Annotated in this window: 18 protein-coding genes and 1 pseudogene; 8 read left to right on the top strand and 11 right to left on the bottom strand. The window is 62.9% G+C overall.

Going from position 1 to position 21,136, the window contains the following annotated elements; all coding sequences use genetic code 11:
• Positions 1–77 precede the first annotated feature (77 nt).
• On the bottom strand, positions 78–1,646 hold the full coding sequence (locus tag AC1DLO_RS10485; RefSeq protein WP_476889699.1) for an LCP family protein: 1,569 nt from the start codon (positions 1,644–1,646) through the stop codon (positions 78–80).
• A gap of 78 nt (positions 1,647–1,724) precedes the next feature.
• Between AC1DLO_RS10485 and AC1DLO_RS10480 the strand changes: the two genes are divergently transcribed.
• Entirely contained in the window at positions 1,725–2,357 is a 633-nt protein-coding gene (locus AC1DLO_RS10480) for a LysE family translocator (RefSeq protein WP_476889698.1), read from the top strand.
• Positions 2,358–2,374: 17 nt separating this feature from the next.
• Here AC1DLO_RS10480 and AC1DLO_RS10475 read toward each other — a convergent pair whose 3' ends face one another.
• The 3 genes from AC1DLO_RS10475 to AC1DLO_RS10465 all read right to left on the bottom strand — a co-directional run bounded on the left by AC1DLO_RS10475 (position 2,375) and on the right by AC1DLO_RS10465 (position 4,343).
• The gene (locus AC1DLO_RS10475; protein WP_476889697.1) at positions 2,375–3,184 is read right to left on the bottom strand and encodes an MBL fold metallo-hydrolase; all 810 of its coding nucleotides are present in this window, start codon (positions 3,182–3,184) and stop codon (positions 2,375–2,377) included.
• Between the two features lie 19 nt (positions 3,185–3,203).
• A complete protein-coding gene (locus AC1DLO_RS10470; RefSeq protein ID WP_476889696.1) occupies positions 3,204–3,602 on the bottom strand; it encodes a GbsR/MarR family transcriptional regulator in 399 nt (132 codons plus the stop codon).
• A gap of 534 nt (positions 3,603–4,136) precedes the next feature.
• On the bottom strand, positions 4,137–4,343 hold the full coding sequence (locus AC1DLO_RS10465) for a hypothetical protein (protein ID WP_476889695.1): 207 nt from the start codon (positions 4,341–4,343) through the stop codon (positions 4,137–4,139).
• A 26-nt stretch (positions 4,344–4,369) separates the two neighbouring features.
• Here AC1DLO_RS10465 and AC1DLO_RS10460 point away from each other — a divergent pair.
• Positions 4,370–4,756: pseudogene (locus AC1DLO_RS10460) on the top strand (AAA family ATPase); the annotation flags it as partial.
• Here AC1DLO_RS10460 and AC1DLO_RS10455 read toward each other — a convergent pair.
• The 5 genes from AC1DLO_RS10455 to AC1DLO_RS10435 form a co-directional block, all read right to left on the bottom strand.
• Positions 4,745–5,428, bottom strand: a complete 684-nt coding sequence (locus tag AC1DLO_RS10455) for an alpha/beta fold hydrolase (RefSeq protein ID WP_476889694.1) — start codon at positions 5,426–5,428, stop codon at positions 4,745–4,747. The pseudogene AC1DLO_RS10460 and the gene AC1DLO_RS10455 sit on opposite strands and share 12 nt — an antisense overlap.
• 78 nt (positions 5,429–5,506) lie before the next feature.
• The gene (locus tag AC1DLO_RS10450) at positions 5,507–8,239 is read right to left on the bottom strand and encodes a LuxR C-terminal-related transcriptional regulator (RefSeq protein ID WP_476889693.1); all 2,733 of its coding nucleotides are present in this window, start codon (positions 8,237–8,239) and stop codon (positions 5,507–5,509) included.
• Between the two features lie 280 nt (positions 8,240–8,519).
• A complete protein-coding gene (locus tag AC1DLO_RS10445; protein WP_476889692.1) occupies positions 8,520–10,061 on the bottom strand; it encodes an amidase in 1,542 nt (513 codons plus the stop codon).
• Between the two features lie 165 nt (positions 10,062–10,226).
• Positions 10,227–11,525: a metal-dependent hydrolase family protein gene (locus AC1DLO_RS10440; protein ID WP_476889691.1), complete on the bottom strand. Its 1,299-nt coding sequence runs from the start codon at positions 11,523–11,525 to the stop codon at positions 10,227–10,229.
• Complete coding sequence (locus AC1DLO_RS10435; protein WP_476889690.1) at positions 11,525–12,994, bottom strand: MFS transporter; 1,470 nt, start codon at positions 12,992–12,994, stop codon at positions 11,525–11,527. The genes AC1DLO_RS10440 and AC1DLO_RS10435 overlap by 1 nt, the downstream gene beginning before the upstream one ends.
• Before the next feature lie 188 nt (positions 12,995–13,182).
• On the opposite strand from AC1DLO_RS10435, the gene AC1DLO_RS10430 reads away from it, so the two are divergent.
• The 4 genes from AC1DLO_RS10430 to AC1DLO_RS10415 all read left to right on the top strand — a co-directional run bounded on the left by AC1DLO_RS10430 (position 13,183) and on the right by AC1DLO_RS10415 (position 16,996).
• Entirely contained in the window at positions 13,183–13,812 is a 630-nt protein-coding gene (locus AC1DLO_RS10430; protein ID WP_476889689.1) for a TetR/AcrR family transcriptional regulator, read from the top strand.
• A gap of 184 nt (positions 13,813–13,996) precedes the next feature.
• Positions 13,997–15,133 (top strand): type III polyketide synthase, encoded by a 1,137-nt coding sequence (locus tag AC1DLO_RS10425; protein ID WP_476889688.1) that lies wholly within the window; start codon positions 13,997–13,999, stop codon positions 15,131–15,133.
• A 35-nt stretch (positions 15,134–15,168) separates the two neighbouring features.
• Positions 15,169–15,861 (top strand): class I SAM-dependent methyltransferase, encoded by a 693-nt coding sequence (locus AC1DLO_RS10420; RefSeq protein WP_476914472.1) that lies wholly within the window; start codon positions 15,169–15,171, stop codon positions 15,859–15,861.
• The gene (locus AC1DLO_RS10415) at positions 15,854–16,996 is read left to right on the top strand and encodes an FAD-dependent oxidoreductase (protein ID WP_476889686.1); all 1,143 of its coding nucleotides are present in this window, start codon (positions 15,854–15,856) and stop codon (positions 16,994–16,996) included. The genes AC1DLO_RS10420 and AC1DLO_RS10415 overlap by 8 nt, the downstream gene beginning before the upstream one ends.
• On the opposite strand, the gene AC1DLO_RS10410 is transcribed toward AC1DLO_RS10415, so the two are convergent.
• Positions 16,993–17,442, bottom strand: a complete 450-nt coding sequence (locus AC1DLO_RS10410) for a nuclear transport factor 2 family protein (protein ID WP_476889685.1) — start codon at positions 17,440–17,442, stop codon at positions 16,993–16,995. The genes AC1DLO_RS10415 and AC1DLO_RS10410 overlap by 4 nt on opposite strands.
• Before the next feature lie 99 nt (positions 17,443–17,541).
• Between AC1DLO_RS10410 and AC1DLO_RS10405 the strand changes: the two genes are divergently transcribed.
• Both AC1DLO_RS10405 and AC1DLO_RS10400 read left to right on the top strand, forming a co-directional pair.
• Positions 17,542–18,405 carry a hypothetical protein gene (locus AC1DLO_RS10405; RefSeq protein ID WP_476889684.1) on the top strand — a complete coding sequence of 288 codons (864 nt, stop codon included), beginning with the start codon at positions 17,542–17,544 and terminating at the stop codon, positions 18,403–18,405.
• Positions 18,406–18,430: 25 nt separating this feature from the next.
• On the top strand, positions 18,431–19,108 hold the full coding sequence (locus AC1DLO_RS10400; RefSeq protein ID WP_476889683.1) for a peptide deformylase: 678 nt from the start codon (positions 18,431–18,433) through the stop codon (positions 19,106–19,108).
• Here AC1DLO_RS10400 and AC1DLO_RS10395 read toward each other — a convergent pair.
• Positions 19,098–21,125, bottom strand: coding sequence for a S9 family peptidase (locus AC1DLO_RS10395; RefSeq protein WP_476889682.1), 2,028 nt, complete (start codon positions 21,123–21,125; stop codon positions 19,098–19,100). The genes AC1DLO_RS10400 and AC1DLO_RS10395 overlap by 11 nt on opposite strands.
• Between the last annotated feature and the right edge of the window lie 11 nt (positions 21,126–21,136).

Below are 21,136 nucleotides of genomic sequence, written 5' to 3'. Positions count from 1 at the left end.
ACTTTGTTTAGACACAAGCGACTACGAAGGAGGCCGTCCGCCCCGCAACGCGGGACGCAGGGCGCCTGGTGCTCCGGCTATCCCGCAGGGTTGGTTGCCTGGCAGGTCTGGTCCTGGGCGGTCTGGGCAACCACATCGTTGGGCTTGGGAGCCGGAAGTGTCGGCTTGTTGCCTGTGGCGAAGTCTTGCCCGGCGTAGAGTTGGACCCCCTGGACGCTGGCGACCTGCTCCACGCTCGTCGCTGGCAACCCGAACATCGCAGCGACGTCCGCGGCAACGTCGGCAAATCCGGCACCGTAGTAGACCATGGTCTGTGGCCTGGCACCGGCTTGGATCCGGGCCACCTTCGTGAAACCGCCGGAGGAGAGCAGCGCTGCGATCTCCTGGCTTCTGCCGGTCACTCCCGTTCCATTGGCGACGGTGACCGGTTGAAGTGCCTTGTTGTATGCGGCTTTCGGGGCTTCCGTGGATGGAGCAGGGGACGCCGCGGCGCTTGGTGCGGGCTGGCTGAGGTCGGCGCTCTTTGTCAGGGCAGCAAAGAAGTTGCTCGCCGCTGGCTGATCGAGGTCGAGCCGGTTGGGATCCGACGCCGCTGGCACGTTCGGTACCGTGATGAAATTGACCTTTGCCGGGTCGATGTTCTTGAGCCTGCCAGCAATGGTCAGCAGGGACGGAACCGAGGCGAGACCGTTGTCGACGGTGAGGTTCTTCGTGACTGTATCGGCGATGCCCAGCATCTTCTGGGGGTTTCCGAGCGTTCCGTCAGCCTTGAGCTTCCGCACGAGGGAACCGAGGAACGATTGCTGCGCCTTGATCCGTCCAAGGTCCCCGCCGTCGGAAAATGCATGGCGGGTGCGCAGGAAGGCCAGGGCCTGGTCGCCTTCAACCTGCGAGGTGCCCTTGGGCAAATGCAATCCGGAATCGGGGTCGTTGACGGCAGTGCTCACACAGACGTCGACGCCGCCGACGGCCTTGGATAGTTCGGTCACGGCGTTGAAGTCGGCCATCATGAAGTGGTCAACCTCCAAACCCGTGAGCTTGTTGACGGTATCAACAGCGCAGCCGATGCCGGCCTCGGCCATCGCACTGTTGATCATCGCATTTTGCCGTTCAGGGTACTGCTTGCCGGTTTTGTTGTCCGTACAAGCCGGAACGTCGACCAACAAGTCCCGGGGGAAACTAATGACGTTGACATGGTTGTTGTCCGCGGAAATATCCAGCAACATCATGACGTCCGATTGGCCGTAGCCCGAGGATTGGTCCGTGGTGCCGAACTGCCCGTTCTTCCCGCTCCTCGTATCGGTACCCAGAACGAGGATTTGAAGCCGGTCCTTGCTGTCGTCCACTGGCCCTTCCGTCCTGAGGCCGCCGGCGCCAAGGGCGGATGATGAGATATTCGACTGAAGGCGCCATACCCAATACCCTCCAAACGCGACGACGGCGAGCAGCAAGACAGCCACTGCGGCGCTCGTGATTTTGAACCAACGCGGTGCCCGGCGATAGCTGAAACGACGGCTGCGGGTAGCCAATTTGCCCTGCCCCGGATAGGCGACAGGTGCGGGCTGACCCGTTTCCGGGTTGGGTGCATCGTGGCGAGTTACCAAAAGGGGGACTACCTCTCCGGGGGAATAACGGACGGCCCCCATTGTAGCGGGGACCTCTGGGAAGACGCCCGTGGCCCCGCGACGCCCGGCACTAATCTCCGGCAATGGTTGAATGGGACGATGACGGTGAGTTCACTGGCGGCGTTCGTCGGTCTGTGCGCAATTTTGGCCCTTACGCCGGGCCCAGACTCCTTCCTCGTCCTCAGGTACAGCCTGTCAAACGTCAAAGCCGGACTCTCAGCGGCGTTCGGTTCCTCGCTCGGCAGCATCTTCTGGGCAGGTCTTGTGGGCATCGGACTGGCGGCCCTCCTGGAGCAGTCGGCCGAAGCCTACAGGATGGTGAAAATCATCGGTGGCCTGTACCTGATTTACTTGGGAGTCAGCGCCTTTGTCCTCAGCCGCCGACCGCAAACACCACCGCGGGAAGGTGACGGCCCGGGAGTGAGCGGTCAATTGCGCTCAAGCTTTTTCGCCGGACTTGTTTCGTGCCTGCTCAATCCCAAGGTAGGACTGTTCTTCCTCGCCGTTGTACCCCAGTTCCTGCCACCCGGGGACGCATCATTCGGCTTGACGATGATGCTCGGAATCATCGACTTTGCAATTTCGATAATCTACCTCGGAACCCTGTCTTTCGTGGCCACCAGGGCCGTTCTTTGGCTGAAAAGGCCGGCGGTCACCAAGGCTTTGGAACGGACCTCGGCTGCGATACTGACGGCGCTGGGCTTGGGGACTGCGGTTTCGGCAAGTAGCTAAAGGTGGACACACGCGATTCAGGTCAAATGGTCGAAGTCTCCACGCGCCCACGCCGCATGCCGTTGAGCAGAATCGCGTAACACGGTCTTGGCCTCCGAAGCGATCACGTTGTTGAAGTTGCCGTAAATCCGATCGAATTCGAGCACGCCGAGTTGCTCGGCGATCCGGAGCGCCGCCGCGCCGGAGAGCGGAATAAGATTCGGGTAGCTGCGCATGAAGGCGATCGAGCGGCGGTCGGGGTTCGGAAACACGCTGTCACCGGTCAGCAGCACTCCCTTTCCGTTTGCCCCGCCGTCCCAGTGAGCCACTGCGCTGCCAGGGAAGTGGCCCCCCGTTTGGTGCAGTGTGAGCCCTTCGGCGACTGTTCGGCTGCCGGACCAGAATTCGACGGCCGCTGCGGTTCGCCCTAGCCAGCCGCGATCGGCGTCGGCCACCAGCACCGGGACCCCGCCTAGGCGGTGAGACCATTCGAGCTGCACGCCGAACATGTGCGGATGGCTCGCCGCGATCGCGAGGACGGGACCCCGGCCAAGTACGACGTCCACAGCGTTGTCATCGACGTAACCCACCGGATCCCACAGGAGTGAACCGGCGGCTGTGGCCACTAGCTGTGCGGTCTGGCCGATCCCGACGGCGGGCTCTGTGCTGATCCCGATCAGTCCCGGTTCGTTCTCCTTCCATTTGATGTGGTGGTCCCGCGCCAGTTCGTCCAGGGTGAGCCAGCGCTGTCCGCTGGCGGGTACATACTGGCGCTCATCATCACAAATCGGACAAACCGCGGGGGTCGGTTCCTCGTATTCGACGGCACACGTTGCGCAGATCAGCACTATGAGTCCCTTCTTTGCGTCATCTCTTTTGTTCCTTGCGGTGGTGTTCCCACTCGGCCATGAGCTCGGGAAGGCGGTCATCCAGGAACCTGTAAAAGCTCGCCATTCCGTCCAGCCTGCCAGCGGCTGTGGAAGTGTGGTCGCCAATCGCGGCGTCGGCGAGGTCGGCGAGGTCGGCGAGCGCGCGATATACCGGGCGTTCGTGGGCGAAGGCCGCCAGCCATGCGTTGGGCGGGACTTCGTAGCGGTCCCGGCGGCTGCCAGGCTGAGCTACGCGGCGCACGATAGCTATTGATTGCAGATAGCGGACCGCCCCGGAGATACCGGCAGCGCTCACACCGAGCACCTTGCCCAGCTCGAACGCCCTCAGGCCGCCGTCCTCTGCAACGGTGAGGGCCATGCGGACGCGCGCAGGCATTTTTGGCATACCAGCGGCAGTTAAGATAGCGGCCGATTGCCCGGCCGCATCACGAAGCACCCGTTCGTCCTTTGCCATCCGTTCGATATTCCTTTCTCGAACCGCGCCGGCCCGCCGGCGGCTATGCCGTGTTCAGTTCGCGCCGCTTCATGCCGACCGCCGCAACAATGTCGACGGCCGCCGCAATGCACAGCATCCACACCCCGATAAAGCAGCGCTGCAGGTAGCTGAGCAGCGGCGGCCGCGAGGGAGTCTCCGATGCGTGCCGACGTATCGCCGACTGCTATCGCGCTCAGGCTCGACGCCGCTGCGCCAGAGCGAGAAGCGCGACGCCCACAATCCAGATCAGCGAGTGTAGCCGATCGCGCCTTATCCGTTGCAGGAGCAACGTGTTCATCGCCCGGTCGCCGCCTTGCCGGCTTCCCGACGTCGGGCCTTTCGTGCTGCATGCTGCGCCACTGACACTTCAGGCGGATTGATCTCGTCCCCCGTAGTGCCGGAGGAACAGTCCCTCGAGCGACGGCGGTGCGATCCTCAGGCCTTTGACGTCGAGGTCCGTAGGACGGGCAGCACCGACGAAATCTTGTCGCTGTCGACGGTGAAGCGGGCGCGACCGTTGACCAACGCAATATCGTGGATGGCAGGGATGCGGGCAATATCGGCATCTGTAAGCCCGTTCCACGCGAAGGACACCTCCGTTCGCGTCAGGTGGCGTAGCTCAGCAAGAGTCCCCGACTCCACCGTCTTTCCGGCGCCGTTCGGCCCAGGACATCCCACTTTGGCGCAAGCTCGTCGCCGAGTTCGCAATAGGGCTCTCGCAGGACCACGGTCAGACCGTCATCGTCCCCATGACCTTGGTGAACGCACGCTACCGGGATGAAATCTTCGAGCTCATTTCAAAGTCGGCGATCACAATCCAGCATGTTTTCCTCGATGTCCCCGCGGCCGAGCTGTACCGACGAATTGAGGAACAAGTCATCCATGGAGACGCAGAAGCCGATGCCAATGCTCGGGATTTCCGTCGAAGCAATGTGGGACGATGCCTCGCAGCGCGCTTCCAACTGACGAGTGACACCCTTGTCCTCCGGGGAGACCAAAACACCCCTGAGGAACTAGCAACGCTCGTGCTGGAGGCGGTTCAGCTAGCTGAATGAGGCGGCAGCCTTCCTAATCACGTCGGCTACCACCTTCGGCCGCGACACGTAGACGGCGTGGCTTCCTGGAGTCTCGCTGACCGTTGCGCCTATCCGCTCTGCCATGCTGGCCTGGGCCACGGGCGGGATCATATTGTCCTCGGTAACGTGTAGATACCAGCTCGGCTTCACCCGCCAGGCGGCTGAAGAAACGACTCCGCCGAGCGCTTCCAGTCCCCAAGGGACCTGGGAGTCGGCCAGGAACGCAGCCTCCTCAGGTGTGACGTCTCCGGCGAAGGACTCATGGAACTTATCGCGGTCAAGGAAGAGGTATCCCTCAACGGGAGGCAAGATGGGTGGCTGCGGGCCGTCGCCTGGGAATGTTTCGAGCAAGGAGTTCACGGACTCACCCTGGTCCGGCGCGAACGCCGTGATATACACGAGCGCCGATACTTTTTCGTGATTGCCTGCCTCGGTGATGACGGCTCCTCCGTACGAATGACCCACGAGCACAACTGGCCCGTTCACCTCGTCAAGGACCTGCCGCGTGGCTGTGGTGTCATCGGCCAGCGACTTCGTGGGGTTCTGCACAACTCGAACATCGAAGCCATCTGCGGCTAGGTCGTCGTATACGCCCCTCCAGCCTGATCCGTCGACGAATCCGCCGTGAACCAGAACGATTGTTGGTTTCATGCTTTGCTCCTAATAGTGTTGGACAGGAGCAACGCTAGACCTCCGGTTGCACGTGGTAATCTGTCAAATGACGTACATTCACGGGCGCAGGTTGTTCGGCTCGGCCGAGAGGGCGTCACGCAGGCCGGCCCGCGTCGAGATCCCGAGTTTTGAGAAAACACGCGAAAGATGAGTGGAAACAGTTCTCGACGACAGGAAGAGGGATTCGGCGATTTGCTTGTTTGAAAGCCCCGTCGCTGCAAGGTCAGCAACTGCAGATTCTTGCGGGGTCAGTGAGGTGGAGCGCACCTCAGGTGCGCCAAGTGCGCGAAGTTCCCGCTCTGCGCGGAGGGCCCACGCATTGGCACCCAGCTGAAGAAACATCTTCTTCGCTTCGCGGAGTTGAATCTTGGCGGCGGCGCGTTCGCGCCGACGTCGAAGCTGCTCTCCGAACAGCAGCCGGATCCGTGCTCGGTCGAAATGCCAGCGCTCACCCTCCTGGGTTGAAAGCGCGTCCTCGAATTTTCCCTTCCACCCCGGGCCGTCGTCCAGCAAACCGTGTGCAGCCAGGACGAGAGCCCGCAACCGTGAAGAGTGGCTCGCGACTTCGGCGCATTCGAACACCTTTAGGTGCATTTCTCCTTGTACCTTGCGGCCCGATCGGGCGGCCGCTTCGATGAGGTCGAAAGCCGACCAAATGGCGTGCGGAATGTAGGGCGGGAGGATACCGGGCGGGCTGATAGTCGCGGCGTGGGTGAACGCTTCGTCGAAGCGGCCGGCCGGCAACGCCGTCATGCATCGGATGTGCGACGAGTAGTTGGCAAGAGCGAAAAGGCGTCGCGGCGCGGCCCATATAAGCAACTCTTCGGCTATGCCGTGGGCGAGTGATTCCTCTCCACGGGCCGCATGAACAAGTGCCATCAGGAACCTGGCTGGAGCCGTGGTCAGTGCATAGCCGTGTTCGAGTGAGAGATCCAAACCTTCATGAACCACTGCTTCAAGCTCATGCCAACGGCCGGTGAAATAGTCGTCATTGGCGAGCAAGAAGAGGGCTTGAATCGCAGGGGTGATGGCTTCGCCTTTCCGCCCAGCATCAACAACCCGCCAGAGTGCGTCGCGCATACCTCCAAGAGAGTCAATGTAGGCCCCGGCGATTGCGAAACGCACGATGTACAACGGATCTGAAACGAATCGAAGACGATCTGTTTCACGATGAAAGCGTTCTATGGCAGGTCCTTCCGCCCGAGCCACATCAATGAAGAGATTTATCTGAAACTGCAGTACGTTGGGCAGGTCGCCCGCGGCTGACGTTTGCGCCAAAAGCGGCTGCCAAAATTCGCCCGTACCACCGAAGAACCCAACCAAAACGAGCGTATAGAGGGCTTCTACATACTCATCGTTGCCCGTATCCAGGCCAGAAGTTCCCGCCGTGAGCGCGGCAAGCAAGAGCCGTCTAGCGGTTGCAACGTCGCCTTCACTGTTGAGCAGGTTGTAAGTCACCGCAATGACAGTCGCCAGCTGTGGTGATTGAGATGGGTTTCGAAGCGCCTCGGTCAGCAGGACAGGGCTTTCATTGATTGCTCCGGCAATCAACGAGCCAAGATACGCCGCGCGCGCCACTCGCCGCTCGCGGTCGCTGACAGAGGGAGTTAGCTCCGCCGCCTTCAGCATGGCGGCCGTTGCTCGGGTGCCATCACCGGTCTCAATGAGCCGCTGAGACACGGTTTCAAGGAGCTCTGCGACTTCCTCATCGGGTACGGTCGCAGCTTGTCCGAGGTGCCAGGCCCGCCGCTCGGGCTCGTCCGCGAACGCCTTGGCGAGGATTGCGTGCACCCGCCTACGTTCGCCATCTGTCGACAGCTCAAACACAGCAGCACGGATCAGCGGATGACGAAATTCCCACCGCCGTGAACGGGGGTCGAAACGCACCACGCCAGCGCGTTCAGCGGCATCCAAGTCTTTGTGTCCAGCGCCAGACGGAATACATTTCTCGATGGTCACACTGCTTTCGGCCCCAGCGAGAAGCACGAAGAGCAGCATCTCCCGCGTCGGTTGGGGAAGCGCCGACAAACGGTGTTCGTAGAGCGACTTCAGCCGTTTCGTAAGGGGCAAGATGCTGGGTAACGGGTGGGTATTCGGGGATTCAAGGGCTGCAGGCAACTCAAGGAGACCGAGAGGATTGCCCAGCGCTTCGCCACGGATCCGACGTCGAACTTTTGGTGCCAGAGCCGGAAAGCGTTCGACGAGCAGAGCGTCGGCGGCGTCGTCGGACAGCGGAGGGATAAGCAGGGACGGAAATCCGCTGCGGACGAAGACTGTTTCCTCATCCGTTCGGGCCGCTACCAGGATCTTGGCCGGCACGTCGTGTAGACGCCGGCCAACATAAGTCAACGTCATAGCAGAAAGCAGATCCATCCAAGGAGAGTCATCCACAATCAAGAGCACCGAGCTTGACTTCGCAGCAGTCAGTTGGAGCAATGCAAGCGCCGCGGCGCCCGCAACAAGAAGGCTGGGCATGGCGCCGATCCGCAGCCCGCAAACGACGGCGATTGCCTCCTGGTGTTCCGGCACGAGCCCGGGGAGAGCGTCGACCAGCGGGAGCAACAGCTGATTGATTGTGCTGTACGGAAGGTCCGCTTCAAATTCAAGGGCTCTCGCGAGCTGCACCTGGGCACCGGCGCTTGCGGCTCGGTCTCCGATGAATTCGAGCAGGGCCGACTTCCCGACCCCGGCATCTCCGCTGACGACGCGGAGAGAGTCCTTTCCGGGTTCCATAAGGAAAGCCTCGATCGCCCCAAGCTGGACATCCCGACCATGCAACTTTGCTTCCATCAACCGAATCTCCGATGTGATGTCCTCACCTATGAGGAAAGGCTAAGAGGCGCAGTGACTCGTGGCAAGGACGTGATGCAGGGGTCGGGCGGACCCGAAGAGGATCGCCGCGGCTCGCAAACCACATTCCCGGGCATCGCCATCCCAGGCTTATCGGCCCGTAGGGCGCCCGGAATACGCAACGTCACCGTCGACCCCGAAGACGTGTCTAGGTGGCGCTGTGAATGGAGGCAAGTTGACCGTGGGGGAGTCCTCTGGACGCTTCCCATCTATCCGTTCGCTAGTTATCCGAACAGACGGCAGCCGCGGCCGCCTTGAGGTTGGCGTGGAGACCCGCGATCGCCAGAAGGTCCGAATCCGTGATCCCCCGGGGCAGCTCCGACAGCTGGGCGCATACGTCTGCTGGGTCGGCACCGGTCCAATAAGGGGGGTCGAGGTCGGGGACAGGAGCGGGTACTGCACGGCCGTCAACCGTCGGGCTGAGCTCGTGCCACCCCGTCTCAAGCTGATAGAGGATCCCAATGCCGAGGGTCCTCCCGTCCGAGCCAGGGCTTCCGATGAGCTGAAGGGAGAGGGGCAAGCCTCCGGCGTCGAAACCCATCGGTAGCGCCAAGGCGGGCGCCCCCAGTCCGTTCCACGCGATCGTGAAGTTCGTTTCCTTGGCAGGCACGCCCCCGTTTCCCTGATACAAAGGGGCAGCCGTGCCCCAGGCTGGTAGCGCCAGAGCGTGGACGTCTGACATCCGAGCCGTCAGGGACGCACGCGCCCGGCACAGGAAACGCCGGGCCTGCTCGTAGACGGCCACGGGCACGAAGCTTCCACTGAAGGCGAGGCGGCGGATAGAGCGACCGTAGTCCTCCCAACGGTTGGGGAGATTGCTGCGATGGGTCTCGAACAGTTCTCGGATCATGACGAGCATGGTCGCTGCCGAGACCGCGTCGAAGTCGGGCACTTCCACTTTGACGATCGTCGCGCCGCCCTCTCTGAGGACGGTGACAGCCTGCTCAAAGGAGTCAAGGCATTCAGCCTGAACACCCCTCGCAGGATTGGTGACCAGCTCCCAAGGCACTCCGATCCGAATATCCCTCAGGCTGCGGGCTGGGCTGGTGTCCCTCATGGCCTCCGGTGCCATGAGGGACATCAGGGCTGCGCAATCCTGTGCTGTTCTTGCCATCGGGCCGATGACATCGAGCGACGGGCTCGCGGGGAGGCAGCCTTCGAGGGAGATGAGTCCACGTGTCGGCTTGAATCCGGTGATTCCGCACATGGCCGCGGGGATCCGGACGCTCCCCGCGGTGTCTGTGCCCAGCCCTCCGGGGAAGATCCCGGCGGCGATCCCGTTGCCGGTTCCTGCGCTCGAACTTCCCGTCCACCGTCTTGGGTCCCAGGGGTTCCTGGGGATCGGGAAAGGCCCTGCCGGATCCGGGCGTCCCGCAGCGTGCTCGGCCATCGTGGTCTTGCCGAGGATGATCCCTCCTGCGCTGCGGAGACGGTTCACCGCCGGCGCATCCCGCGACGCCCACCACGAGGGGTCGAAGACGAGGCTCTGGCCGGTGCTGGGGGCCTCCCGGGTCGCGATGAAGTCCTTGATACCCAGCGGCACGCCGGCCAGCGGGCCAAGGTCCTCCCCGGCCTTCCGAGCCTGGTCGATCCTGGCAGCATCGCGTTTTGCCTGCGCGTCGAAACGGCTGATGAAGGTCCCGAGGACCGCGTCGAGGGCATCGGCTCGCTCGAGTGCTTCCTCAACGAGTTCCAGGCTCGAGACTTCCCCGGAGCGTACAGCTCTCGCCATCGACGTGACGTCGGGGAACGAGTCAATCACGGTAGTCCTCCGGGGATGCGCTGTGTGCTGCCTCCGGCTTCTCCTGCCTGCCGGAGGCTGCCGAGTTCCGTGGGCCGCGGGGGCGTGTGGGGATCTGGAGCGATATCGCGGCCGGGACCGCCATCTGGGTGTTTCCGGTCTTCCTTCGTTTCATCGGATTCCCGCTCAACCGGAGATGGAGGGAACTGTGGTTTCGATGGGGAGCCAGCCCTTCAGGTCTTTTACGGGGCGGCCTCCTTGGATGATCAGACTGATGCTGGCCGGGTCTGCCAGGAGCGTGATGTCCTCGAGAGGATTGACGTCTGTGACGACCAGGTCGGCGAGTTTGCCGGCCTCGAGGGTTCCGAGATGATCCTCTAGCCTGAGCAGTTCAGCCGCGTTCCTGGTCCCGGCCTTGATGGCTTCCAAAGGGGTGAGCCCGAGTTCGACGAGGTATCCGAGCTCCTTGAGGTTCTCCCCATGTGGACAGACGGCGGCGTCGGTGCCCATGGCGACCTTGACGCCGGCTTTGATCGCCTTGCCGACGCGTTCCCGTGCAATGTCAGACCAGACGACCTTCTTCTCGTAAAGGTAGGGCGGCACTTTTGCCGGGTCCGGGACGCGCAGGGCTGAGCTGAGGGTCGGGACGAGGAAGGTGCCTTTCTCGAGCATGAGGGCGATGCCGTCGTCGTCGATGCCGTAGCCGTGTTCGACACTGTCGATGCCGCCGTGGATGGCTTCGAGGATGCCCTCGGCGCCTTGGGCATGTGCGGCCACCGGCTGGCCGGAGCGCCTTGAGGTTTCCTCCTTGACGATGCGCACCTGGTGCTCTGGGACGCCGAGGTCCTCCGGGGTGTCCGAGGGGCTGGAGACTCCGCCGGTGGTGCAGACTTTGATGACGTCGGCCTCGGCCCGGATGAGCTCACGGACTGCCTTGCGCAGTTCGTCGTCGGAATCGACCGGGCGCAGCCCGGTCCCGATATGCGCCCCATGCCCGTTGGGCATGCACTGATCGGCGTGGCCTCCGGTGGGGGAGATGACGGAGATAGCGAGGTGGAGCCGCGGGCCGAGAATGGTTCCGTCCGCGATGGCCCTGCGGTAGCCGGCGTCGAGGCCGCCGAGGTCTCTTGCGGTCGTGATACCTGCCATGAGGGTGTTGTGAACCGTCTTGGCCGCGTCGAGGACCTTTTCAGAGGCGAACTGGGCGGCCAGCTTGGCCGGGGGCGTCTCAAGGGACAGAGCCAAGTGGACGTGGGTGTCGATGAATCCGGGCATGATCGTCTTGCCTGCGAGGTCGACCTCGACCGCCCCCGGCACTTGATGGCCGGCCCGGTGGGGTCCAGCGTAAGAGATGCGGTCTCCTTCGACGACGATCTCGGCGTTCTCGATCGGGGCGGAGCCGGTTCCGTCGATGAGGCGTGCCCCCGTGAGGCGGAGCGGGCCAGTGGTCGGGGCGGGAGTTAGAGGGAGGCGGGCTTGTCGCATTAGCTTGCGGTCCTTTCATTGGCGCTTTTTACGAGTTCGGCAGGGCAGTCCGGGATGGAGCTGTTCGTTCGGAGGGCGGTCAGGACCAGCGGGCACAGAGCGAATGCGGCGGCGCTGAGCAGCCAGACGGTCGTGTAGCCCTGCTCGGAGGCGAGCTTGGCCCCGTGGGTGGTGAATGTGGCGAGGACGACGCCGAACACAGCGCCGGCGGCCGAGCCGCCCAGGGTCTTGATCGAGCTGTAGACGCCGGTGGCGATTCCCGTGTGGTCTGCCGGGGCTTCTTCAGCGACCGCTGCCGGCAGGCCGCCGGTGAGGAAGCCGGCGGCGAGGCCACTCAGGCCGATCCCGAGCCAGATCTGCCAGGGCTGCTGGTGGAAGAAGGCCAGAACCACGTAGCCGACCGCTCCGACTGCTGCGCCCGCCATGAGGACTCCCCGGAGCCCGATCAGTTTGGCGACGAACGAGAAGACGGCGGCTCCGAGGGTGGAGAAGATGGTGGTGAATGCGGTGTAGAGGGCAATCGAACCGGGCGCAAGGGCGAAGCCGTAGCCGGCCTTGACGGGGTCGGCCGCAAGGAATGTGGGGAGGATGGTCATGGTTCCGAAGATGACCATGCCAGCAAGGAAAGATGCCGCGTAGACCGGCCAGAGATTCCGGGCTCCGAGCACCCGCAGATCCACGGCCGGACTCTTTATCCGTCGTTCCCAAAACACCCAGAGCACCAACAGCACAACTGCGGCTGCCAGGGGAATGATCGTATCGGACGTTGCGAAGCCGGTGACCTGGGCTTGGCGAAGACCCCACAGCAGCGTGATCATCACCGCGGCCAAGCCCCCGAAACCGAGGTAGTCCAGGCGCTTCCTCGTCCTGTTGACCGACTCGGGGACCGCGGTGAACACGGCGATTACTCCTATGGCAATGAATACCGCAGGGACGAGCATGACGGAAGTCAGGTTGTGGATGAGAGCGGAGGTGAAGCCCGCTGCCAGCGTGCCGAGGACGTATCCGATGGTCAAGGCGGAGACGAGGAAGCCTATCGCCTTACGGGCGGTTTCGCCCTTGATGCGGCTGTGGACGAGTGAGACCTCAAGGGGGAGCCACACTGCTAGCGGGCCGACCAGGACCCGTCCGACAAGGACAAGGGCGTAGTTCGGCGCGAATGCCACGATGAGGACGCCGGCGAGGACAAGGAGCATCGCAATGCGAAGGAGCCGCCGGTGTCCGAACATGTCGCCGAGTCGGGACAATATAGGAACGCTGACGGCGGCGCTGAGGGTCTGGACCACCACGAACCACGTGATGTCCGCATCGGACACGCCGCTGTGACGGGCGATTTCGCTGAAGAGGGGGTTGTAGTAGCCCTGTACGAAACCGCTCGCGAGTTCGACGAAGACCAGGAAGCCAACGACCGCGCTGACTCTGAGCGGACGCGATGGCTGATTTTCGGGGTATGGCGGATGGATCGTCATCGATTCTCCTGGGATGGGTTGGGATGCGCCGGCCGGAAGCACTCGGGTCGACCACGTTGTGACCCGCCTCATAAAGCCGACAACAGGAGTGAAGCACGCATGGAGGGAGATACGGAACCCTCCGTTCCATATATTACGGAACGTTACGTACCGTAGTGTTTCCCTCGCTGGGGTGCTAAGAATGGATCATGGATACAGGTGAACCCACCGGAGGCCGGCCCTTCGATGCGGGGATGACGGAGCGCATCCTCGAGGAAGCGCGCCGGAGCTTGGGCGCAGACGGTTTCAGCGCGATGCGCATCGAGCGGATCGCGGCCGCCGTCGGGTGCGGCAAGGCGGCGATCTACCGGCGCTGGCCCAACAAGGCCGAGCTCGTCGCTGCTGCCGTTTCATCCGAGATCTTCTCGGAAACGGATGCGGCAGCATCTGACACAGGAGAAGTAGGGGAGGACCTCCTCCAGCACGTCCTCCAATCCAGCCGGCGGTACAGGACTGTCCCGACGATGGGGGCCGGGATCGGATGGGCCGCGCTTGGCGAACGCGATGTCGTCAAAATCCTTTGGCAAGGTCCCCTAGGCAAGCGGAGGCAGCTCGGCCTTGAGATACTGGAGCGGGGGATACGCCGTGGTCAGCTCCCGCCGGAGACGGACTGCAACCTGATCCTGGACCTGCTCGCAGGCATGTCGATGTACCGTTACAAGGTGCGGGATGAACCCCCTGATGTCTCCCACTACCGAGCCTCCATCGACTCGCTCCTTGCCAGCCCTCCTCTGATCCGAGCCGCCGAGCGGCCAGCCGACGTGGTCGCGGCCTTCTGAGATTCGTCCGCATCGACGCACCGACTATCCGGTCCCTCACGATTCTACTTTACATAATGTAGATTATCGGCGATATTGAACACCTCAGCGGCACCCGCCACACAGGGCGAAATTGAACCCTCAAATCATCCACTTTTCCGCCCTCTGCCATTGTCAACGGCATCTTCGTCGCCAACAATGAAGCATGCCGGTCTACGTGAGGTCCCTGGAAACTGCCGTACCGCCCACAGTGCTTGTGCAACCACAGGCACGCGACGTTTTTGCATCCCAACCCGGCCTGACGCGGCTCGGATCCCGGCTCGTCCGGACGTGCTTCGATTCAGCTGCCATTGACACCCGGTTTACCGCTGTTGCCGAACTAACCCTTGATAACCACACCGACAACCCGTCATTCTTCGATCCTGATTCGGGCCGGGTCTTGAGCCCCAGTACCAAGGTCCGCAACGAAATCTTTGCCGTCGAGGCCACCAAATTGTTTATTGAGGCGGCCAAAGCCGCCGTCGGGAAGTGTCCCGATATTGATTTACTTGACATAACTCATGTCATCACTGTTTCCTGCACCGGTTTCTTCAACCCCGGGCCCGACTACAAGGTAGTCCGGGCCCTCGGTCTTAGCCCGGCCGTGCAGCGCTATCACCTCGGCTTCATGGGTTGCTACGCTGCATTCCCGGCCCTCCGGGCAGCCCGGCAGTTTTGTCAGGCCGATCCCTCCGCTGTGGTCCTGGTGACCTGTGTGGAGCTTTGCTCACTACACGTCCGGACCTCGAATGATCCGGACACCATCATGGGATCGGCGATCTTTGCGGACGGTGCGGCCGCCGCCGTCGTGACTTCCCGTGAGCCTGAGGGACCGGACCCGGTGATCAGGCTGGATCATTTCGAGACCGTCCTGACGCCTGTCGGCGAAGAAGCCATGGCCTGGAATATCGGAGACGAGGGATTCGAAATGGTTCTCGGAACCTACGTGCCTCACATCATCGAAGAACACATCACCGGGGCGCTCGAACCCCTGCTTGCACGGGACCCCTCCCTCGCCGGACTCCCCTACCGGGACATCACGCATTGGGCCATCCATCCCGGCGGCCGCAGCATTCTCGACAAAGTCGAATCGAAGCTTGAACTCACCGAAGAACAAATGATTCCCGCCCGCGAAGTCCTTCGAAACTACGGCAACATGAGCAGCGCCACCGTGCTTTTCGTCTTGAAGCACATCCTCGGACAAACTGCGGAACAGCCGGAAGAACGTATCTGTTCCATGGCGTTCGGGCCCGGTCTCACCGTGGAGACGGGGCTGTTCACCCGGATTTCCCCAACGTTGTGATACCTGCCCTCCCCCGCCCAGGCGGCTTTCTCGACGTGCGGGATGAAACCGCAGTGGAAGACATGGACCGTCTCGATTGCGATCTTGACCGGCTCAACCGGAGTTACGCGCGGTTTCGGCTCGTTAACGCAGTGGTATCTGGCTGGCGCGATACGTACCGGACCCGGATCAAGCCATTGCTCACGACGGCGGTACCCACCACAGTCCTTGACATCGGCTGCGGTGGTGGCGACGTCGCCCGGAGCCTCGCTCTCTGGGCCGCCGCGGACGGATACCTGCTCGATGTCACCGGAGTCGATCCGGACGAGCGCGCCTTCCATTTCGCCAACTCCGCACCGCAAGTCGAGGGCGTGAGCTACCGGAAGGCGTTCAGCTCGGAGCTCGTATCAGAAGGGCTCCAATTCGACGTCGTCATCTCCAACCACGTCCTGCACCACTTGACCACCCCGGAACTCGCCTCCTTCCTCAGCGACTCCGAACAGCTCTGCCACCGGCTTGCCCTCCATAACGACCTCAAGCGCAGCCGCCTCGCCTACTCTCTCTTCTGGGCCGGCGCCTGGCCACTCGGCATTGGCTCCTACATCCACGGCGACGGGCTCACGTCCATCAGGCGCAGCTACACGGCGGTCGAACTCCGTGCTGCCGCTCCCCCGGCCTGGACCGTAGAAGGCAGCGGCCTGTGGCACAACCTCCTGATTTACAGTCCCATTGAGGCTCCGCATGTTTGACGTGGTAGTGGTCGGAGCGGGTCCGGTAGGGCTCTACATGGCCGCATTGCTTTTACAACACGGGCACCGCGTTGCCATCCTGGAAAGGCGCGCGACGCCGGGCCGCCAAACCCGCGCCATCGGGATCCATCCTCCAGCGCTCGCGGCGCTCGACGCCGTAGGTGCTGCCCGCCCCTTGGTCTCCGCGGGTATCCGGATCACCCACGGGACCGCGTACAGCGGCGGCCGCAAAGTCGCCGACATGAACTTTGCCCGCCCGTCAGCTGAGTATCCGTTCATCCTTTCCGTGCCGCAATATCTCACCACCCAAGCCCTCGAGTCCAGGGTTATCGAACTCGATCCAGGCGCCCTTCTCCGCGGCGTACACATCGAGGAAGTCGTCGGCGACGGCAGGTACCTGCGGTTGCGCGGACAGGAAGGAGGGGCGGCGGTGGAGTTCTTGGGCCGCTTCGTGGTTGCAGCCGATGGTGTCCATTCGGCCGTCCGTGAGGGCCTTGGCATGGAGCCGCGATTGCGGACTTACCCCGACTACTACGTCATGGGCGATTTCCACGATGAATCGACGTACGGCAGCAGCGCAGTCCTCTTCCTTGAACCGGGAGGGATCGTCGAGTCTTTTCCGCTGCCCGGCGGTATCCGAAGGTGGGTGGTCCGGCTTGACGCCCCGTGTCAGGAACCCACTCCCCGCGTACTGGCCGCCCTGATCCGAAAGCGGACCGGAACGGCGGTGGACTCAGCAAGCAATACGATGATCAGTGCGTTTGGTGTGACCTCGCGCCTTGTCTCCCGAATGGTTCACGGACGGGTTGCCTTGCTCGGTGATGCCGCACATGAGATCAGCCCGATCGGCGGTCAAGGGATGAATTTGGGCTGGCTGGATGCGGCCGCGCTGGCGCCGATTATCAGCGAGGCGTTGCGCACGTCTGGAAGAAGGCCTGCCAGCAAGGAACTCGCGGAATTTGAGCGCAACCGGCAGCGCGCAGCAAAGAAAGCCATCCGGCAGGCGAGTCTGAACATGGCGCTGGGCCGCCCGCTGCCCCCGAAAGTCCTGAGCGCACGGAACGCCTTGATCGGCCGGGCGATCACCTTGCCGATGTTCTCGGAGCTCGTGGCCCGCCGATTCACCATGCACTAGGCGCCGTTTTGCACACTGCCGCCGGCGGGGACTGCTTCTTGCCCGGGCTCGGTGAAGTAGCAGTCGTAACTGTCCTGGCTCCGGATCTTTCCCTCGACCACTTCAAACACGGCGGTGCTTCTGGCGCGGATGATTTCTCCGGGATTCCAATGCGGAAGATCCAACAGCAAGGTTGCGGACCAGTTCATTTCCAGCACCACCCGGCCACCTTCGCTCGTGCTTCGGACAATGTCGAAATGCTGGTCCCGCACCACGTTCCTGCTCTGTTCGGCGCCGGAGAGAGTTGCCCGAAAATCCCGGATGGCGCCGGTTGGGGACAGAACATGCGGCCATTCCGTGAGCTTGAAATCGTCCGCGAGGTAAGGCCGGACACTCTCCGAGCCACCTCCACTCTCCACCGCGCGGATAAATCCGAGCACACATTCCAAGGGGGTCGAATCGCTCATTCAACGAGCGTAGTACACCTTATTCCGGCGCGACCCGCAGCACCGTGACCGGTGCGTGATTGCGTTTTAGACTGCATCCATGACCGCCAGGGGCGAAAAGTGAGCGCGCGACGACGGCGGGCGGCCGCCGTCGTCCTCACCGGCCTGGTGGGCATCGCGGCAGCCGCCACAGCAGGATGTTCGGCTGCGCCAGGACCGCAACCCACGACGCCAGCAAGTGTATTGACTGTCCAACTGAACCAGTTCCGGGACAACTACAGCACGCATGTCATCGAGATCCAGTTCAGCAACCCCGGCCCGGACACCATCACCGTAGTGCGGGCCGCGCTGCGGACGGGGACCTTTGACGGAAGCATAGGATGGGTTTCGAACGCTGATGGCACGGCCATTCCCCCGGGCCAGACCAAGAGCCTGCCGGCACAGCTTCCGTCTGCCACGTGTCCCCCGGGCTCCTTGGAACCGACAGTTGACTTTGTCCTGGCGGGCTCGGATCACGTGTTCAGCGAATCCGCGACGGACCCCTTCGGCGTGCTGGGCCGGAACAACAGCGAACTGTGCCTGGAACGCAGCGCCTCGGACATAGCGGGCCTGGAGCTCCTGCCGACGTTGGACCCGGGACCCCAGAAAGGGCTAGCAACAATGACCATCATGGTCAAACCCCGCGGCGGAACAGGATCCATGACAATCGAGTCAATCGGCGAAACCACTCTCCTCGCCGCGGATCCGGGCAGCCCGTGGCCCCATGGCGTCGTGATTCATGGCACCGACAACGACTCGACCCTCAGCCTGCGCATCCGCCCCGCGCGTTGCGACCCGCATGCCGTCGCGGAGGACAAAGTGGGCACGCTCATGCCGCTTCACGTGACCGTCAACGGAGTCGCCGGGACTATCAAGGTCGCCGCCGGTAATGCGCTGCGCGGGAGCATCTACGATTTCGTCACGAAGAGCTGCGGGGACGGTTGAGGGGTCAGCGCACTAAGCTCGATCCATGGACTTTGAGACTCGACCCCTGTCTGCCGGCCCGGAGACGACGTTCACCGCCTCCCAAATCCGCGCCGCGGTTCAGGATCTACTGGCGCTCGACGGTCTCCCACCGATCGTCCAGGTCGGCCACCCCGTGCTACGGCAACTTGCCGCACCTTATGATGGCCAGCTCGAGGACACCGAGCTGGCACAATTGATCGAGCGGATGCGGGATGTCATGCACGCCGCCCCCGGTGTTGGCCTTGCAGCACCCCAGCTCGGCATCCCCTTGCAGCTGGCCGTGCTTGAGGACCATTTCGACGTTGACCCCGTCGCTTCAGAGATCCGCGGGAGGACACCACTGGGTTTCTTCGCGATCCTGAACCCCCGGTACGAGCCCGAAGGGACTTCCACGGCGTCGTTCTATGAAGGCTGCCTGTCGATGCGTGGATTCCAGGCCGTGGTGACGCGGCATCGGGATGTTCAGCTGCACTACCAACGTCCTGATGGAAGTACGGCCTCGGAAGGATTCTCCGGATGGCAGGCACGGATAGTCCAACACGAGACCGACCACCTGCGAGGCGGACTCTATTTGGACAGGGCAGAGCTACGGTCCCTTGCCGATGATCAGCAATACAGCGCCCATTGGGCGTACCCCGGAATCGACGAGGCACGCCGCGGGCTGGGATTCCTTAACTCTTAGCCGTGCCGGATTCGCGCGATGGGTTTGCCGCGGAAGGCAGGTACTTTGCCCACCATGCGAGGATTTGTTCGAATCGCTGGCGACGGTGATGTGGCGTTCCCGAACGCGAAAGTTCGTGGTCCTCGCCGGGGAAGAGCAGCAGCGCAGTCTCCACGCCCTGCGCCTTCAAGGCGGCGAAGTAGCGCTGGCCCTGCTCAACCGGGCAACGGAGATCGTTTTCGCTGTGGATCACGAGCGTAGGCGTCCGGACGGCATTCACGACGGCCATGGGACTTTGAGCCGCCATCTGCTCGGGCAATCCACCCGTATATTGGCCGCCGAAGAACCACCCGATATCCGAGGAGCCTTCAAAACTGACGGGGTCAAGGAAACCCCGCTCCACAATGGCCGCCTTGAAGCGGTGTTCATGTCCGATGACCCAGGCCGTCAGATATCCGCCATAGGACCCACCCATGATGCCGATCGCTTCCCTGTCCATCAGCGGGAAGGCGTCCAAGGCGCCGTCAAGGAAGGCAAGCACATCCGCCATGTCCACCGTGCCCATTTTCTCCTTGATGGCGCCGCCGTGTGCCTGACCGTATCCGGCAGAACCACGGGGGTTGCACATCAGCACGGCATATCCCGCCTCGGCATACACCTGGGCCTCATCGAAGAACGCGGCTGTGTATTGCGCGAACGGGCCGCCGTGAATGTTCAGCAGCACCGGATGTGGACCTTGCCCCTCCGGCAGCACCGCCCAGCCATGGACGGGGTAGCCGTCCTTGCCAGTGGCAGTGAATTCCTGCGGTTCAAGAATCGTTGCTTCGGCTCGGAGTGCCTTAAAGAAGTCCGTAAGCAAGCGCAGCTCGCCCTGCTCCAGAACGCCGACTTCGCCATTCCTTGAAGCGTCGCTGACGCTGACCGACACCACGCCACCCACAGCAGAAGCACCCCCGGCCACCCGAGCTCCTTCGAGCAGGACCGCACTCCCGCCGTCGGCCGTCCATTTGACCAGCTCGACGCTCCCCCGCCGGGCGTTCAGACCAAGCACGCCATCCACCCCGAAAGGTTCGAGGGGGCCGGAAATGTCCTGGTTCTCCACATCGCTCAGCATGGTGGCTTCGCCCCCGCGAGCAGGCATCACATACAGGGCAGTGTTCCTGGCGACGAAGTCCAGACCGTCGTCGCCGAGGTCTTGCGCCGTAAAGAACAGCCATTCGCCGTCGATCGATTCGCAGGCTTCTTGGACAGACTGCGGCGCAGCGTCCGGCCGCACGGCTTCTGGCTCGCCGCCCGCGGCCGGGACGCGATAGATCCCGGAAGCGATATCGGCGTCGTGCCCTTTATGGAGTGCTGCAACAAAATAGACGCTCTCGCCATTGCGGCTGAAGGACGGTGACGTGTGATCGGCGTCGTCGAACGTCAGCTGCACCGCCGTCGGCAGCAAACTCGGCGGATCAGTTCCGCTGTCTTTCGCAGCCCGACCCGCGGGAGCCACAGGAGGTTCCGCTCCGGGCTCCGGGACGTCGACCACGAACAGTTGGGCGGGCTTGTCCGCCGTGTAGCCAAGCCCGTTGAGCCGGTACTGGTTGTCCGTGATCAGCCGGGGGTCTTCGCTTCCCGGGCCCACGCCGTCAACCGTCCCATAGCGGCCTTGTTCCGGAACCCGCGTCGAGAACGCAATACGGCGCGAATCGGGCGACCAGGAAAACTCCGAGACTCCCAATTTTTGTTCCGTGATGGCTTGCGGCTCCCCACCGCCGGCTTCCACTACGTGCAGCTGCGGCTTGCCGTCTGGCGTCGCCCGAAGAAATGCCAGCACCCTGCCGTCCGGCGAAAATGCCGGAGCGGTGTCCCGGAAGCCTCGAGTGATCCGGCGAGGTGGCACTGAGGGGTCGAAAGCAACATTCCAGAGTTGCCCTACGTACGCATCGGCGTCGAAATCCGGCCGGGTGACGGCCACGACTGCGCGGGTGCCGTCCGGGTGGGCGGCAGGGGAAGAGACGGACTTCAGCAGCGGGAGTTGTTCGGCTTTCACGCTGGTGAGCC

It is taken from the genome of Arthrobacter sp. 01T419 (assembly GCF_056398865.1).
The sequence above is the reverse complement of the archived record's forward strand: the minus strand, read 5'-3'. Positions and strand labels throughout refer to the sequence as shown.